At 61.5% G+C, this 15,019-nt stretch carries 16 protein-coding genes and 1 riboswitch; of the genes, 7 read left to right on the forward strand and 9 right to left on the reverse strand.

All coding sequences use genetic code 11. The features are described from left to right. The first annotated feature begins 47 nt into the window (after positions 1–47). Positions 48–314, forward strand: coding sequence for a hypothetical protein (locus V8P77_RS26795; protein ID WP_017960595.1), 267 nt, complete (start codon positions 48–50; stop codon positions 312–314). Between the two features lie 72 nt (positions 315–386). On the opposite strand, the gene V8P77_RS26800 is transcribed toward V8P77_RS26795, so the two are convergent. Continuing rightward, positions 387–1,400 (reverse strand): copper chaperone PCu(A)C domain-containing protein, encoded by a 1,014-nt coding sequence (locus tag V8P77_RS26800; RefSeq protein ID WP_335915040.1) that lies wholly within the window; start codon positions 1,398–1,400, stop codon positions 387–389. A gap of 72 nt (positions 1,401–1,472) precedes the next feature. Continuing rightward, positions 1,473–1,853 (reverse strand): hypothetical protein, encoded by a 381-nt coding sequence (locus V8P77_RS26805; protein ID WP_335915041.1) that lies wholly within the window; start codon positions 1,851–1,853, stop codon positions 1,473–1,475. Between the two features lie 156 nt (positions 1,854–2,009). Continuing rightward, positions 2,010–2,102, forward strand: a riboswitch (glycine riboswitch). 156 nt (positions 2,103–2,258) lie between these two features. Here V8P77_RS26805 and gcvT point away from each other — a divergent pair. Genes gcvT through gcvP form a run of 3 tightly spaced genes read left to right on the forward strand, consistent with a single transcriptional unit; the run spans position 2,259 to position 6,645 of the window. Then, positions 2,259–3,395 carry a glycine cleavage system aminomethyltransferase GcvT gene (gene gcvT, locus V8P77_RS26810; RefSeq protein ID WP_335915042.1) on the forward strand — a complete coding sequence of 379 codons (1,137 nt, stop codon included), beginning with the start codon at positions 2,259–2,261 and terminating at the stop codon, positions 3,393–3,395. Positions 3,396–3,418: 23 nt separating this feature from the next. Then, on the forward strand, positions 3,419–3,781 hold the full coding sequence (gene gcvH, locus V8P77_RS26815) for a glycine cleavage system protein GcvH (RefSeq protein ID WP_003539971.1): 363 nt from the start codon (positions 3,419–3,421) through the stop codon (positions 3,779–3,781). Further along, positions 3,781–6,645 carry an aminomethyl-transferring glycine dehydrogenase gene (gene gcvP / locus V8P77_RS26820; protein ID WP_335915045.1) on the forward strand — a complete coding sequence of 955 codons (2,865 nt, stop codon included), beginning with the start codon at positions 3,781–3,783 and terminating at the stop codon, positions 6,643–6,645. Before gcvH ends, gcvP begins: the two co-directional genes overlap by 1 nt. A 263-nt stretch (positions 6,646–6,908) precedes the next feature. On the opposite strand, the gene V8P77_RS26825 is transcribed toward gcvP, so the two are convergent. Next, positions 6,909–7,877: an SDR family NAD(P)-dependent oxidoreductase gene (locus V8P77_RS26825; RefSeq protein ID WP_335915047.1), complete on the reverse strand. Its 969-nt coding sequence runs from the start codon at positions 7,875–7,877 to the stop codon at positions 6,909–6,911. A gap of 95 nt (positions 7,878–7,972) precedes the next feature. Here V8P77_RS26825 and V8P77_RS26830 point away from each other — a divergent pair, with 95 nt between their 5' ends. The 3 genes from V8P77_RS26830 to V8P77_RS26840 all read left to right on the forward strand — a co-directional run bounded on the left by V8P77_RS26830 (position 7,973) and on the right by V8P77_RS26840 (position 10,273). Further along, positions 7,973–8,596, forward strand: a complete 624-nt coding sequence (locus V8P77_RS26830; protein WP_335915048.1) for a TetR/AcrR family transcriptional regulator — start codon at positions 7,973–7,975, stop codon at positions 8,594–8,596. Positions 8,597–8,762: 166 nt separating this feature from the next. Next, positions 8,763–9,803, forward strand: coding sequence for a glycoside hydrolase family 25 protein (locus tag V8P77_RS26835; RefSeq protein ID WP_335915050.1), 1,041 nt, complete (start codon positions 8,763–8,765; stop codon positions 9,801–9,803). Between the two features lie 164 nt (positions 9,804–9,967). After that, positions 9,968–10,273 (forward strand): flagellar basal body rod protein FlgC, encoded by a 306-nt coding sequence (locus V8P77_RS26840; protein ID WP_335915052.1) that lies wholly within the window; start codon positions 9,968–9,970, stop codon positions 10,271–10,273. Positions 10,274–10,331: 58 nt separating this feature from the next. Here V8P77_RS26840 and sufA read toward each other — a convergent pair whose 3' ends face one another. The 6 genes from sufA to V8P77_RS26870 form a co-directional block, all read right to left on the reverse strand. Continuing rightward, a complete protein-coding gene (sufA, locus tag V8P77_RS26845; protein ID WP_025394706.1) occupies positions 10,332–10,724 on the reverse strand; it encodes a Fe-S cluster assembly scaffold SufA in 393 nt (130 codons plus the stop codon). A 93-nt stretch (positions 10,725–10,817) separates the two neighbouring features. Continuing rightward, a complete protein-coding gene (locus V8P77_RS26850; protein WP_003559708.1) occupies positions 10,818–11,198 on the reverse strand; it encodes an SUF system Fe-S cluster assembly protein in 381 nt (126 codons plus the stop codon). A 12-nt stretch (positions 11,199–11,210) separates the two neighbouring features. Continuing rightward, on the reverse strand, positions 11,211–12,452 hold the full coding sequence (locus V8P77_RS26855) for a cysteine desulfurase (RefSeq protein ID WP_335915068.1): 1,242 nt from the start codon (positions 12,450–12,452) through the stop codon (positions 11,211–11,213). Between the two features lie 12 nt (positions 12,453–12,464). Further along, a complete protein-coding gene (gene sufD / locus V8P77_RS26860) occupies positions 12,465–13,739 on the reverse strand; it encodes a Fe-S cluster assembly protein SufD (protein WP_335915070.1) in 1,275 nt (424 codons plus the stop codon). A gap of 25 nt (positions 13,740–13,764) precedes the next feature. Continuing rightward, positions 13,765–14,520, reverse strand: a complete 756-nt coding sequence (gene sufC, locus V8P77_RS26865) for a Fe-S cluster assembly ATPase SufC (protein WP_335915072.1) — start codon at positions 14,518–14,520, stop codon at positions 13,765–13,767. A 102-nt stretch (positions 14,521–14,622) separates the two neighbouring features. Continuing rightward, positions 14,623–14,964, reverse strand: coding sequence for a GIY-YIG nuclease family protein (locus V8P77_RS26870; protein WP_335915074.1), 342 nt, complete (start codon positions 14,962–14,964; stop codon positions 14,623–14,625). Between the last annotated feature and the right edge of the window lie 55 nt (positions 14,965–15,019).

A 15,019-nucleotide genomic window follows, 5' to 3' on the forward strand; every position in this document is an offset into this window, starting at 1 on the left:
ATGATTTTTTTATAATGGCGCCAAGGTCGTACCGATACCCTGACAGCATGACCCAGCTCCTGTCCATATCGGCGAGCACCGCCGCCATTGCCTTCGACTCGCTCCGAATTCCGCAGCGTGTCGCAACGAGCACCGCCGCCCGCGATGCGCGCCGCGTTGCCGACCGGCAGTTGAAGGCCGAAGGCACTCAGGAAATAGACGAGCCCTCCAGCATCATCCAGTCGACCGAAGTGGCCCTCGACCTGATGGCCAAAGGCAACCGCCAGCCGCAGGCCGGCCTGAAACAGGCGCTGCGATCCTACGAAGACTTCTGAGGTCATCGTCTTCCAGATGAAAGCCTGCGACTGCCGTTACAGTCGCAGGCTTTTCTGTTTAATCAGTCTACTTCATTTGCCTTGGGCGGACAGCACCCGCAGGACCAGATCGACCTTGCCGGCCTTTTCGAAGGTCAGCGTCACCGGCACCGTATCGCCCTGCTTGAACGGCGTCTTCACTTTCTGGAACATCAGGTGCAGGTTGCCGGGCTCGAGCTTGACCATCTCGCCGGCACCGATGGCGATACCGTCCTTCAGCTGGCGCATCCGCATGACATTGTCCTTCGTCACCATCTCGTGGATCTGAACCTCACCAGCTGCGGGCGAGCTGACGGACACCAGGCGATCGTCCGTCTGGCCGTTATTCTTCACCGTGAAAAAGCCGCCGCCGACCGGCTGGCCGGGCAGCATTGCCTTGGCGAACCCGCCGGAGATGTCGAGATCACCCGCCTTGACCGTTTCGCCGGCCGGTGCGGCCCCCTTGCCTGACATGTCCGCGCCCGCCATAGCAGACATGTCCATGCCGGCCATATCGTCATGATCGTGACCATGATCTTCGCCGGCAACGACCTTCAAAAGCGGCGCCGGGCTTTTCAGTCCATGAGCGTCGCCCCCTTCCTTGGCCACCTGATCCCAGGCCTCGACCGTGTCGCCGCACATCTGCGTCACCGGAAAGGCGAGCGAGGTGCCGGCTTCGACGCCCGATACCTTACCCTGGATGACGAAGGTGTCGTAGAAATCGTCGGAGAGATTGCCGTTCTTCCAACGCATTTCGATTGCGCCCGTCTTCACCTTGTCGCCGTGATTGTCGTAGGTCTTCTGGTAGTCGCCTTTGATCACCTCGAGCTCCCAGCCGGCCTTCGGCTGCGGCTTGGCGAAGACGAAGCCTTCGGGCAGCTTGACCCGCACTTCCGTGGTCGCCTTGCCGTCGCAGCCGTGCGGCAGCTGCAGCGTCGCGAGAATGGTGCTTTCCTGTGTGGCCTCCCTGTCGAGGAAGGTCACATGGGCCTCGGCGCTGGCAAAGGCGGTCGCGGAAAGAAGGGCGGCAAACCCGAATGTCTTGCCAAATGTGTTGATGGTTTTCATCGGATATCTCCTCGCCGGTCGCGGACGTCTCTCGGGCGGACCGGCATGCTGCATCTGGATTGCGAAGGCAGATCAGGCGAGGATGGGAGGCGCGCGGGAATTCGCCCGGCTGACAGCGCTTGCGCTGGCAACGGCTAAGGTTTCGATCGGCGCGTTGATCAGTGAGGCGAATTTGCGCTCGAGCCAGGAGCCCGCATCCGGCATCGGCAGGATGACGGAGGCCGACAGTCGGCAGGCTTCGCAATTCGGCTTGAAGGCGAAGGTCTTACCGTCGGCGTCCTTCACGGTGACGCAGAGCGAGGCGAAAGTGCCATCGGGCAGCACATAGGCCGCGGCATCGTAGCCTTCGGAGGCGACGGCCTGCGGCGCCTGATGGGCAAGGCCGAGCAAAAGCAGGCTCAATGCGCAAAGCATGCGCAGGAAGAGCGTCGCTTTCAGTCCGGTCTGCCGCATAAGATCCCCTTCAACAGCATGTCGCGATAGCCGGTTTCCCCGCGAAATGCAAAAGCAGATTGCCGTAGATCAGGGCTCAGCCGTTATATGGCGACAAAAAATTGTCCGGTCACGACATTTGGCCTTGCCAAGCGCCGCACCCGCCGGATAATTGCGCCAACCTTGTTGGGAGAAGCCGGTGCTTTCGCCACCGGTGCCGAAGGAGCAACCGCCCCGGAAACTCTCAGGCAAAAGGACCAGCAAGGGGCAGACGGAACTCTGGAGAGAAGCGTTTTCGAAACGCTCGCCGAAGGGATAACAATCTCAGGCAAAGGGACAGAGGGGGCTCAGGAGAGAAGTGCGCAGCCGCGCCTTCAGATTTGAGCCCGCGCCTTCGCGACAAGGCGCAAACCCCGGAGGCGTCTTTTGGACGATACTGCTGCCCTGAAGAAAACCCCGCTGCATGCCCTGCATCTTTCGCTCGGCGCCCGCATGGTACCGTTCGCCGGTTACGATATGCCGGTGCAATATCCCGCAGGCGTGATGAAGGAGCATCTTCATACCCGCGCCGAAGCCGGCCTCTTCGATGTCTCCCACATGGGTCAGGTCATCGTGAAGGCGAAGTCGGGCAGCTACGAGGATGCGGCGCTGGCGCTCGAAAGCCTGGTGCCCGTCGATATCCTAGGCCTTGCCGAAGGCCGCCAGCGCTACGGCTTTTTCACCGACGACACCGGCTGCATTCTCGACGACCTGATGATCGCCCATCTCGACGACCACCTCTTCGTCGTCGTCAACGCTGCCTGCAAGGAGGCCGATCTCGCCCATCTGCAGACCCATATCGGCGACCAGTGCGACATCACGCTTCTAGATCGCGCCCTGATCGCGCTGCAGGGGCCGCGTGCGGTTGCGGTTCTTGCCGAACTCTGGGCCGACGTTGCGGCGATGAAATTCATGGATGTGCGCCACTGCCGCCTGCACGACGTTTCCTGTCTGGTCTCGCGCTCCGGCTATAGCGGCGAAGACGGCTTCGAGATTTCGATTCCATCAGACAAGGCCGTGGATGTCACCATGCGGTTGCTCGAACATCCCGACGTCCAGGCGATCGGCCTCGGCGCCCGCGATTCGCTGCGCCTCGAAGCCGGCCTCTGCCTCTACGGCAACGATATCGACACGACCACCTCGCCGGTCGAGGCGGCGCTGGAATGGGCCATGCCGAAGGCACGACGCGGCAACGGCGCGCGCGCCGGTGGGTTCCCTGGCTCCGGCCGCATCCTGTCCGAACTCGAAAACGGCGCCGCACGCCGCCGCGTCGGCCTGAAGCCGGAAGGCAAGGCGCCGGTGCGCGGCCATGCCAAGCTCTATGCCGATGCCGAGGGCAAGGTCGAAATCGGCGAAGTCACCTCGGGTGGCTTCGGCCCCAGCGTCGAAGGTCCCGTCGCCATGGGTTACGTGCCGCTCTCCCATGCTGCGGCAGGCACGCTCGTCTATGCCGAGGTGCGCGGCAAATATCTGCCGACCACCGTTAGCGCCCTGCCCTTCGTTACACCGACCTACAAACGCTAAACCTTTTCCAGAGAGGACGAACAATGCTGAAATTTACCGAAGAACACGAATGGCTGAAGATCGAAGGCGGCGTTGCGACGGTCGGCATCACCACCTATGCCGTCGAGCAGCTCGGCGACCTGGTTTTCGTCGAACTGCCGGAAGTCGGCGCGACCTTCTCCAAGAACGGCAATGCCGCGACCGTTGAATCCGTCAAGGCTGCTTCCGACGTCTATTGTCCGCTGGATGGCGAGATCACCGAGGTCAATCCGGCCATCGTTGCAGATCCGTCGCTCGTCAATTCCGATCCTCAGGGCGCCGGCTGGTTCTTCAAGCTGAAGCTTGCAAATGCTGCGGACGCCGATGGCCTGCTCGACGAGGCGGCCTACAAGGAGCTCACTGCGTAATGACGACGCCGACAGAATTCCAGTTCACCGACTATCAGCCCTACGATTTCGCCAATCGCCGCCATATCGGCCCCTCGCCGGCCGAGATGACCGATATGCTGAAGGTGATCGGCTATAACAGCCTCGATGGCCTGATCGACGCGACGCTGCCGCCCTCGATCCGCCAGAAGGCGCCGCTCGTCTGGGGCGCGCCGATGACCGAGCGCGAGGCACTCGACAAGCTGCGCGAGACCGCCAACAAGAACAAGGTGCTGGTCTCGCTGATCGGCCAGGGTTACTACGGCACGATTACGCCGCCGGTCATCCAGCGCAACATCCTGGAAAACCCGGCCTGGTACACCGCCTATACGCCCTACCAGCCGGAGATCAGCCAGGGCCGCCTGGAAGCGCTGCTGAACTACCAGACGATGATCTGCGACCTCACCGGCCTCGACGTCGCCAACGCCTCGCTGCTCGACGAGGCGACCGCCGCCGCCGAAGGCATGGCGATCGCCGAACGCGTCGCCAAGTCGAAGGCGAAGGCTTTCTTCGTCGATGCCGACTGCCATCCGCAGACTATCGCCCTCATCCGCACCCGCGCCGAGCCGCTCGGCTGGAGCGTCATCGTCGGCAATCCCTTCACCGATCTCGATCCTGTCGACGTCTTTGGCGCGATCTTCCAGTATCCCGGCACGCACGGTCACGTGCATGATTTTACCGGCCTGATCTCGCGCCTGCATCAGACCGGCGCCATAGCGATCGTCGCCGCCGATATCCTGGCGCTGACGTTGCTGAAATCGCCCGGCGAAATGGGTGCCGACATTGCCGTCGGATCCTCGCAGCGGTTCGGTGTCCCGGTCGGTTACGGCGGCCCGCATGCCGCCTATATGTCGGTCAAGGATGCCATCAAGCGCTCCATGCCCGGCCGCCTCGTCGGCGTCTCCGTCGATGCCCGCGGCAACCGCGCCTATCGCCTGTCGCTGCAGACCCGCGAACAGCATATCCGCCGCGAAAAGGCGACGTCGAACATCTGCACCGCCCAGGTGCTGCTGGCCGTCATGGCCTCCATGTACGCCGTTTTCCACGGCCCGAAGGGCATCAAGGCGATCGCCCAGCAGGTACACCAGAAAGCCGTGCTGATGGCCAAGGGCCTGGAAAAGCTTGGCTACAAGGTTGAGCCTGATGCCTTCTTCGACACGATCACCGTCGAAGTCGGCCATATGCAGGGCCTCATCCTGCGAGCCGCCGTTGCCGAAGGCGTCAATCTGCGCAAGGTCGGCGAAACCAAAATCGGCATGAGCCTCGACGAACGCACCCGGCCGGCGACGCTCGAAGCCGTCTGGCGCGCCTTCGGCGGCAATTTCACCATTGCCGATTTCGAGCCTTCCTACCGCTTGCCGAAGGGTCTGCTCAGAACCAGCGATTACCTCACCCATCCGATCTTTCACATGAACCGCGCCGAAAGCGAGATGACGCGTTACATCCGCCGGCTTTCCGACCGGGATCTGGCACTGGACCGCTCGATGATCCCGCTCGGCTCCTGCACGATGAAGCTCAACGCGACGGCGGAAATGCTTCCCATCACCTGGCCGGAATTTTCCGACATCCATCCCTTCGTGCCAGCCGACCAGGCGCTCGGCTACCGCGAGATGATCGACGACCTGATCGAAAAGCTCTGCGCCGTCACCGGCTACGACGCCTTCTCCATGCAGCCGAATTCCGGTGCGCAAGGCGAATATGCCGGCCTGCTGACGATCCGCAACTTTCATATCGCCAATGGCGACGGTCATCGCGACGTCTGCCTGATCCCGACCTCGGCGCACGGTACCAACCCGGCCTCGGCCCAGATGGTCGGCATGAAGGTGGTGGTCGTCAAGGTGCGTGATAACGGCGATATCGATCTCGACGATTTCCGCGCCAAGGCGGAGCAGCATGCGGCAAACCTCTCCTGCTGCATGATCACCTACCCTTCGACGCACGGCGTCTTTGAGGAGACCGTCAAGGAAATCTGCGATCTGGTGCATGAGCATGGCGGCCAAGTCTATCTAGACGGCGCCAACATGAATGCCATGGTCGGCCTGTCCCGCCCCGGTGACATCGGCTCCGACGTTTCACATCTCAACCTGCACAAGACCTTCTGCATTCCGCATGGCGGCGGCGGACCCGGCATGGGCCCGATCGGCGTCAAGGCGCATCTGGCTCCCTATCTGCCCGGCCATCCGGAAACCGACGGCCGCTCGGGTGCGGTCTCGGCCGCCGCCTTCGGCTCCGCCTCGATCCTGCCGATCTCCTGGAGCTATTGCCTGATGATGGGCGGCGAAGGCCTGACGCAGGCGACCAAGGTGGCGATCCTCAACGCCAACTATATCGCCACCCGGCTGAAGGGTGCCTATGACGTGCTCTACAAGTCGGAGGCCGGCCGTGTCGCGCATGAATGCATCATCGACACCCGTCCGCTGGTCGACAGCTCAGGCGTCACCGTCGACGACGTCGCCAAGCGGCTGATCGATTGCGGCTTCCATGCCCCGACCATGAGCTGGCCGGTCGCCGGCACGCTAATGATCGAGCCGACGGAAAGCGAGACCAAGGCCGAACTCGACCGTTTCTGCGAAGCGATGCTGGCGATCCGCGAGGAAGCCCGCGCCATCGAGGATGGTCGTATGGATAAGGTGAACAACCCGCTGAAGAACGCCCCGCACACGGTGGAAGATCTCGTCGGCGAATGGGACCGGCCCTATTCGCGCGAACAAGCCTGCTTCCCGCCCGGCGCCTTCCGCGTCGACAAATACTGGTCCCCGGTCAACCGCGTCGACAATGTCTACGGCGACCGCAACCTGATCTGCACCTGCCCGCCGGTGGAAAGCTACGCCGAGGCCGCCGAATAGCGGTCAAGCCTGATGCTGTAGCGAAGGGCCGAGCAATCCAAGCCCCTTCCATCATGGGAGGGGCTTTCCTAATTCTGATGGACATGTGCGGATAACCTGTCTGGTTAGCAGCCGATCCAGGTTCAGCGTCGAAGCGTGCCGGTTTGCGGCCTAGAACAGGATGATTTTAGGCCGGGTCGGCCTAAAATCTGAATCCTGTTCTACATTATATAGTTAGAGCATGATGTCGTCCGAAAACCGCTTACACTTTTCGGCATCATGCTCTAAAAGCGCTCGCCGACCATATCCTCGCTTTTGGCCCACAATGCCCTGGCCGTCTCGGGATCGAGCGCGTAGGTGCGCACGCCTTCGGAAATCGGGCTGATCTCCGCATCCGTCACTTCGGAGACGTGGCAATTCTCGCAATATCTGCCGCCGACCACGTCTGCCGGGGCGACGAAACCTGCCCAGACGGAGGTAGCCGCACCCTGAGGAATCGTCTTCCACTGGAAGGGCGGCTTGCCCTCGGCGGCGAGTGCTGCGTTGATCTGCGTTATCATGCCTTCAATCATATCAGGGTCGAGATGACGGTCGAGTTCGGTCTGGATGCCGCCGGGATGCAGTGCCGTTGCACGGATGCCGCGCTCCTTGAGGCGCCGGTCGAGTTCCACCGCAAACAGGATATTTGCGGTTTTCGACTGGGCATAGGCCGCCCAGGGCTCATAGGTCTTGCTCTCGAAATTGAGGTCATCGAGGCTGAAAGGTGCCATGCGATGGCCCGAGGATGCGACGATCACCACTCGGCCGCCCGATTTGACGAGCGGTGCGATGCGGTTGACCAGCACGAAATGGCCGAGATGGTTGGTGCCGAACTGCGTTTCGAAGCCATCGGCGGTGCGGCCGAAGGGAGCGGCCATCACGCCGGCATTGGCAATGACGACATCGAAGGGGCGGCCATCCGAAATGAGCGCATCGGCGCAGGCGCGCACGCTTGCCAGAGAGGCAAGATCAAGCTCGACGATATCAACGCTGCCGCCATTGGCCGCACCGGCGCGCACGACTTCCGTTGCCGCCCTCGCCTTTGCAAGGTCGCGTGCCGTACCCGTCACCTGCGCACCATGGGCTGCCAGCACGCGCGCGGTTTCCACGCCGAGGCCGGCCGAAACACCCGTCACCAGAACACGCTTGCCCTTGAGATCGACGTCGGCGAGCACCTCATCGGTGGTTGATGTCGCGCCAAAAGGTCCACTCATGATTATCTCCTTGACTATGGACGCACCGCTCCAGGCTGGTGGACCATTGCCCGCCGGCCTCAAATGAAATAAAAGGAGGATGCCTCCAGATAAATATGGAGGCATCCTCCGTTTATCAAGGGGACTTCTCGGAAATGGCCGAAAAAAGTGACGAGCCCACCGTCCGAAAGCCGCGTGCGGATGCCGAACGCAATCGTCTTCTGCTGATGGAAACGGCAAAGACCATCTTTGCCGACAAGGGTTCCAGCGCCAGCCTGGAGGAAATCGCCCGCATCGCCGGCGTCGGCATCGGCACGCTCTATCGCCATTTCCCGACGCGCGATGCATTGGTTTCCGCCATCTACCGCAACGAGACGGCGCAGCTTGCCGCTGCCGCCAAAAGCCTTGCCGAGATACATCCGCCTGTCGAAGCGCTTCGCCTGTGGCTGGTGCAGTTCGTGGATTATGTCGTGACCAAACACGGCATGTCCGAAGTGCTGGATTCTTTGGTCGGCGGCACCTCCGAGCTCTATGCCGGTTCTGCCGATTTGATCATAGGTGCCGTCAATCTGCTGGTGGATCGCGCAGTCGCCACCGGTGAAATCCGTCTGGCGATGGACCCGCTCGATATCCTGCGCGCCCTGGCGGGCGGCGCGAGCATCAGCAGTGGCCCCGCCTGGCGGGATGCGGCAAGGCAACTCATCGATATTCTGATTGCGGGTATGAGAGCCAGTCGCTGAGGCTGTTTCGGATGGAGGTGCGCGAGAATGGCGACATCGACATGGAGGATTTCCGCGCACAAGGATCAAATTTAACCTTTCTTAGCAAGTCTCTGTTAGCAATTCACAAAGGCGGCTTCCATGAACATGGATCTCCGTCGATCCCTTGTTCTGCGTGCAGGTTCCTATGCGTCCATCGGCAGTGCCAGCAATCCTCCTCGCCGCCCTGATCCTGTCGGGATGCGCTGCCAGTTCGGGCGCCGAAGATGTGCTGGGCAACGTGCCGTCACCGGAAACGACCAATGCCATCGCCCAGCCGAGCGGCCCGATTCCTGCCACCGCCGTTGGTGATCCTGCGCCGCAGGCAAGCCCGCCGCAGCAGGCGTTGCGCTGGGCGGGAGAGGTTCCGCAGGCGCTCGTGCCCGCCGACAGGCCGGTCGGGATGCCGCTGCCGACAGATAAGCCGGTCGCGCTGCTGATGCCGTCCAATCCCGCCGGTAATGCAATGCCCGATGTCGGCACGAGATCGCCGACACGCGGACAAATTTACGGCCACCGCTTCCGCGATGCCAAGCCGATCAACTTCGGTTCCACTTCGCCGAGAAAGCTTGCCGTGCACGGCGTCGACGTGTCGCGCTGGCAGGGCGAAATCGACTGGGAGACGTTGCGGCGGCAAGGTGCGAACTTCGTCTATATCAAGGCGACCGACGGCGGCGATCACCTAGATCCGATGTTCAAGAAGAACTGGCGCCGGGCCAAGGAAGCCGGCCTGAAACACGGCGCCTATCACTTCTTCTACTGGTGCCGGACAGCCGGTGAGCAGGCCGACTGGTTCATCCGCAACGTGCCAAGGGAAGCCAACGCTCTTCCGCCCGTCATCGACGTCGAATGGAACGGCGAATCGAGCTGCAAGAGGCGCATCTCTCCCGCACGTGTCCGGGAAAAGATGCAGGTTTTCATGGACAAGCTGGAGCGCCATTACGGTCAGCGCCCGATCATCTATACCGCGCCGGATTTCTACCGCGACAATTTGAAGGGTCAGCTGCTCAACTATCCCTTCTGGCTGCGCTCGGTGGCCGCTCATCCCTCCAAGGTCTACCCCGGCCGCAAGTGGGTCTTCTGGCAGTATTCCGGCTCCGGCCTTTCCGAAGGCGTCGACGGCAAGATCGACCTCAACGTCTTCAACGGCGACGAAAGCGATTGGCACGACTGGGTGGCGTCGCGATAACGAAGCTGGCCATGGCTCCGCGCGCCCGACCCCATTCCGTGCCAATCCGGAACAGATGGATGCGAAGATGCGCGAACCTATAGGTCTTTGCTAACGCAACGCCTTCAACATTCCCTAAGCCCTTGCATGTACAAGAATTTCATCCAGTTCTGGGGAAACGGCTGATGAGCATATCGGGTATTACGAGCACTGCTCTTTCGGGAATGCGGGCACAGACGACGCGGGTTAGCGCGATTGCCAGCAACATCGCAAATAGCAGCACGCCGGGTTATGCCAGGCTGAACACCAGCCTCACCTCCGTTGCGTCAGGCGGCGTGCAGGCCGTCGTCAATCCGACTGCGTCAGATGTCGATCCGGCCACCGAACTGACCGACCTGATTGAAACCGAACAGAGCTATAAGGCAAACGCCGTTGTCTTCGAGACTGGCGCCGACATGTGGGAAATGCTGATGAGCATCAAGCGCGACTGAGCACGCCCGGTTTCATCGGAGAGTTGCTGGCGGAGAATTTTCCGCCGCTCTGAAGCTATCAGGAATGCGCCGGCTCGCTTTGACGCTGTGCGGCAAGAGCCGCGAGATCGGCAGGCTTCAGCTCGACGGATTCGCCGCAGCCGCAGGCCGATGTCTGGTTCGGATTGGTGAAGGTGAAGCCGGAGCGGAGCGTCGTCGTCTCGAACCCCATCTCTGTGCCGAGGAGATAGAGAGCTGCCGACGGTTCGACCCAGACTTTGGCACCGTCGCGCTCGATCAGATCGTCCTTGGCGTTGGGCTCGGTCACCAGGTCGATGGTATATTCCATCCCGGCGCAGCCGCCCTTCTTGATGCCGACGCGCACGCCCTTGGCATCAGGCCCAGAATTCTCGACGATCGCTTTGACGCGGGCCGCAGCACCGTCCGTCATGCTCATGATTGCAAAGCCCATCGGCTCATTCTCCTTCCGCAACCGGGGTTAAGATCCGGTGCATCGTGATTCAAATGTAGTCGTCCGAGGTAAACGGATCAATACCGCGGGACGTCAATACCAGCCAACGGCGACCTGCGCCTCTTCGGACATGCGATCCGGCGTCCACGGCGGATCGAAGGTCATGGCAACCTCGACGCCCGACACGCCTTCGACGGCGCCGACGGCGTTTTCGACCCAACCGGGCATCTCGCCGGCCACCGGGCAGCCGGGTGCGGTCAGCGTCATCATGATCTTCACCATCCGGTCGTCCTCGATGTCGATCTTGTAGATCAGACCGAGCTCGAAGATGTCGGCAGGAATTTCAGGATCGTAGACGGTCTTCAGCGCGCTGATAACGTCGTCGCTCAACCGCGCCAGCTCATCGGCCGGAATGCTGGAATGCACGATGCCTTCGCGCACGTCGATCTTCTGTTCGCTTTCGTCCAGGCTCATCACGGACACTCCTCAAGCAAAAAACTTGCGCGCATATTCAAGCGCATCGGCGAGCGCATCGACCTCGGCGCGGGTATTATACATGCCGAAGGATGCACGGCATGTGGAGGTGACGCCGAAGCGTTTCAAGAGCGGCATGGCGCAATGCGTGCCGGCCCTGACCGCAACACCTTGCCGGTCGATCACCATCGAGACGTCGTGGGCATGAATGCCGGCAAGCTCGAAGGAAAAGATGCTGCCCTTGTCGGGCGCCGTCCCGAAGACGCGCAGCGAGTTGACGGATTTCAGCCGCTCGACTGCATAGGCGGCAAGATCGGCCTCATGGCGGGCGATCGCCTCGCGGCCGATCTTCTCCATATAATCGAGCGCATAACCCAGCCCGATCGCCTGCACGATCGGCGGCGTGCCGGCCTCGAAACGATGCGGCGGATCATTATAAGTAACCACGTCCTCGGCGACTTCGAAGATCATCTCGCCGCCACCCTGGAACGGCCGCATCTCGAAAAGCCGCTCCTTCTTGCCGTAGAGCACGCCGATGCCGGACGGGCCGTAGAGCTTGTGGCCGGTCATCACGTACCAGTCGCAATCGATATCCTGCACGTCAACAGGCAGATGCACGGCGCCCTGGCTGCCGTCGATCAGAACCGGGATGCCGCGCTCATGCGCGATCCGGCAAACTTCCTTGACGGGAACGATCGTGCCGAGCGCATTCGACATATGGGTGATGGCGACGAGCTTGGTGCGCTCCGTCAGGCTCTTTTCGAAATCCTCGATATGGAAGGCGCCCTCGTCGTCGACGGGCACCCAGACGAGATTGGCCCCCTGCCGCTCGCGGATGAAGTGCCAGGGCACGATGTTGGAATGGTGCTCCATGATCGTCAGCACGATCTCGTCGCCTTCACCAATCTTCGGCATGCCCCAGCCATAGGCGACGGTGTTGATCGCTTCCGTCGAATTCTTGGTGAAGACTATGTCGTTGACCGAGGGCGCATTGAGGAAGCGCCGGACCTTTTCGCGTGCGGCCTCATAGGCGTCCGTCGCCGCATTCGAGAGATAATGCAGGCCGCGATGCACATTGGCATATTCATGGCTATAGGCATGCGAGATGGCGTCGATCACCACCTCCGGCTTCTGCGCCGAGGCGCCATTGTCGAGATAGACCAGCGGCTTGCCGTGCACCTTCTCCGCCAGGATCGGAAAATCCCGGCGGATGGCTTCGACGTCGTATTGCGTGGCCGGCGCTATCTTGTCCATTGGTATATCCGATCAGGCGTGCTTTTCGAGCCAGGCCGAAATCACGCCTTCCAGCGCCTCGACCAGGGCTTCGTCTTCCAGTTCCTCGACGATTTCGGCGACGAAGGCGTTGACGAGCATCGCACGCGCTTTGTTCTCCGGAATGCCACGCGCCATCATGTAATAGAGATGGTTGGCGTCGATATCGGTCACCGTGGCGCCGTGGCCGCACTGCACGTCGTCAGCGAAGATTTCCAGCTCGGGCTTGACCGAGAATTCGGCATCGTCGGACATCAACAGCGTGTTGCAGGCCATCTTGGCATCGGTCTTCTGCGCATCGGGCGCCACCCGGATCATGCCCTGGAAGACGCCCTTGGCGCGGTCGAAGACGACGTTGCGGATCACTTCGGTCGAGCCGGTATTCGGCACGTCGTGGCCGAGCACCATCGTCACGTCGGTATGGCTTTCTGCTCCGAGCAGGTTGATGCCGCGCAGGGTCAGATCGGCGCCCTCGCCCGTCACCTTTATATGCAGCTCCTGGCGCACCAGCCTGCCGCCGGCATTGATGACGAAAAGCCGGAGCTTGGCGTCAGCGCCCAGATCGATGCGGATCTGCCCGAGATGCGTATCGTCAGCCCCCTGCTGCTGCAGGATGATCCAGGTCAGTTCGGCCCCTTCGCGAACGGTAATGTCGCTGACATGGGACACCAGCGCTGCATCGCCGGTCACCGTGCGGTGACGCTCGATGACGGTCGCCTTGACGCCGGCGCCGAAGGACACAGGCAGGCGCGTGTGTGTCTGCCCACCGGCATGGATGAACTGGATTTCAAGGGGGTTTTCAAGCTCGGTATCAGCAGGCACGTCGACGACATAGCCATCGCGCACGAAGCTGCCATTGATGCGGCCGACCGCGTCGTCGCTGCCGAGCGCATCGAGCCCGCCTGCGGCAGAGCCGTCAAGCAGACGTTCGGAATAGGCCGAAACGCCAAGACCGTCGACCGTAGCCTTCTGGTTGGAATGGCCCTGGATCACTGCCAACACCGTCGAGTCGGCAACGAGCGGCTCCAAAGCCTGCGAGCCGGCATCGCCCGCCTGCTGCGGGACAGTGCGCAGCAGGTTCTTGAGGTCGCTATAGTGCCAGGCCTCGATGCGGCGCGTCGGCAGGCCGGCTTTCTTCAGGTCGTCGAGAAGCCGGTCGCGCAGTGCCGTCACCGCGCCATTGCCCGGCAGCTCGCCGATCTGCTGGTTGAAAGCCTCGATCAGCGCCGTCTCAGCCGCAGTCAGGCGGCTCGTCGTCTGCATGTTCATGGACGTCGTCCTTTCCACCCGAAACTCAGGCCGCCGTGCCGATGATGTCGGCATAGCCGTTGGCTTCCAACTCATGCGCCAGCGTCTTGTCGCCCGACTTGATCACCTGGCCCTTGTAGAGCACGTGGACGGTATCCGGCACGATGTAGTCGAGCAGGCGCTGGTAGTGGGTGATGACCACGACCGCACGGTCTGGCGAGCGCAGCGCGTTGACGCCGTCGGCGACGATCTTCAGCGCATCGATGTCAAGGCCGGAATCGGTCTCGTCGAGCACGCAGAGCTTCGGTTCGAGCAGCGCCATCTGCAGGATCTCGGCGCGCTTCTTCTCGCCGCCGGAGAAGCCGACATTCAGCGGCCGCTTCAGCATCTCGGTGTTGATCTGCAGCTTGCCGGCGGCATCCTTGACGCGGCGCATGAAGTCCGGCGTCGTCAGCTCGTCCTCGCCGCGCGCCTTGCGCTGCTCGTTCATCGCCACCTTCAGGAACTGCATGGTGGCGACGCCCGGAATTTCGACCGGGTACTGGAAGGCAAGGAAGATGCCCTTGGCGGCGCGTCCGGCCGGATCAAGCTCGAGGATGCTCTCGCCATTGTAGAGAATGTCACCCTCGGTGACTTCGTAGTCGCTGCGGCCGGACAGCACATAGGAGAGCGTCGACTTGCCGGAGCCGTTCGGCCCCATGATCGCGGCAACTTCGCCGGCCTTCACCGTCAGGTTCAGACCACGAATGATCTCGGTGCCGTCTTCGGCGATGCGGGCATGAAGGTTTCTGATTTCAAGCATTTCGTTCTTCCTGTTCATAAAGCGGATTCAAGTGCCGCCTGATAGACCGTTCGCACCGGTCTCGATCCGTCATCCTCGGGCTTGTCCCGAGGATCTAAGCCGTCAATTATAATCGCTCCACTCCCGCGTATTCGGATGCGGTCGATAGATATTCTCGATTTCATCGATCCGCTCGTAGAGATCCATCCAGGTCGGATTGAGCTCCTCTACGAGCTTGATTTTCCAGTCACGCATATAGCGCTTCAGAGATTTTTCCCGCTGGATCGCCAACACGATGTTCGGATGGTGCTCAAACCAGACGAGATTCTTTGCTCTGTATTTCTGCGTAAAACCCTTCTGGATTTCGTTGCGGTGTTCCCAAATGCGTCCGTGCAAATCGCTCGTTACGCCGATGTAGATCACGCCTCGTGGTTTGTCGGACATCATGTAGACGAAACCACTCATCCCACTTTCCGGATACGTGCGTAGATCCTCGGGACAAGCCCGAGGATGACGGAAA

It is taken from the genome of Rhizobium aouanii, assembly GCF_037002925.1.
In the GTDB taxonomy this organism is placed as follows: Bacteria; Pseudomonadota; Alphaproteobacteria; order Rhizobiales; family Rhizobiaceae; genus Rhizobium; species Rhizobium aouanii.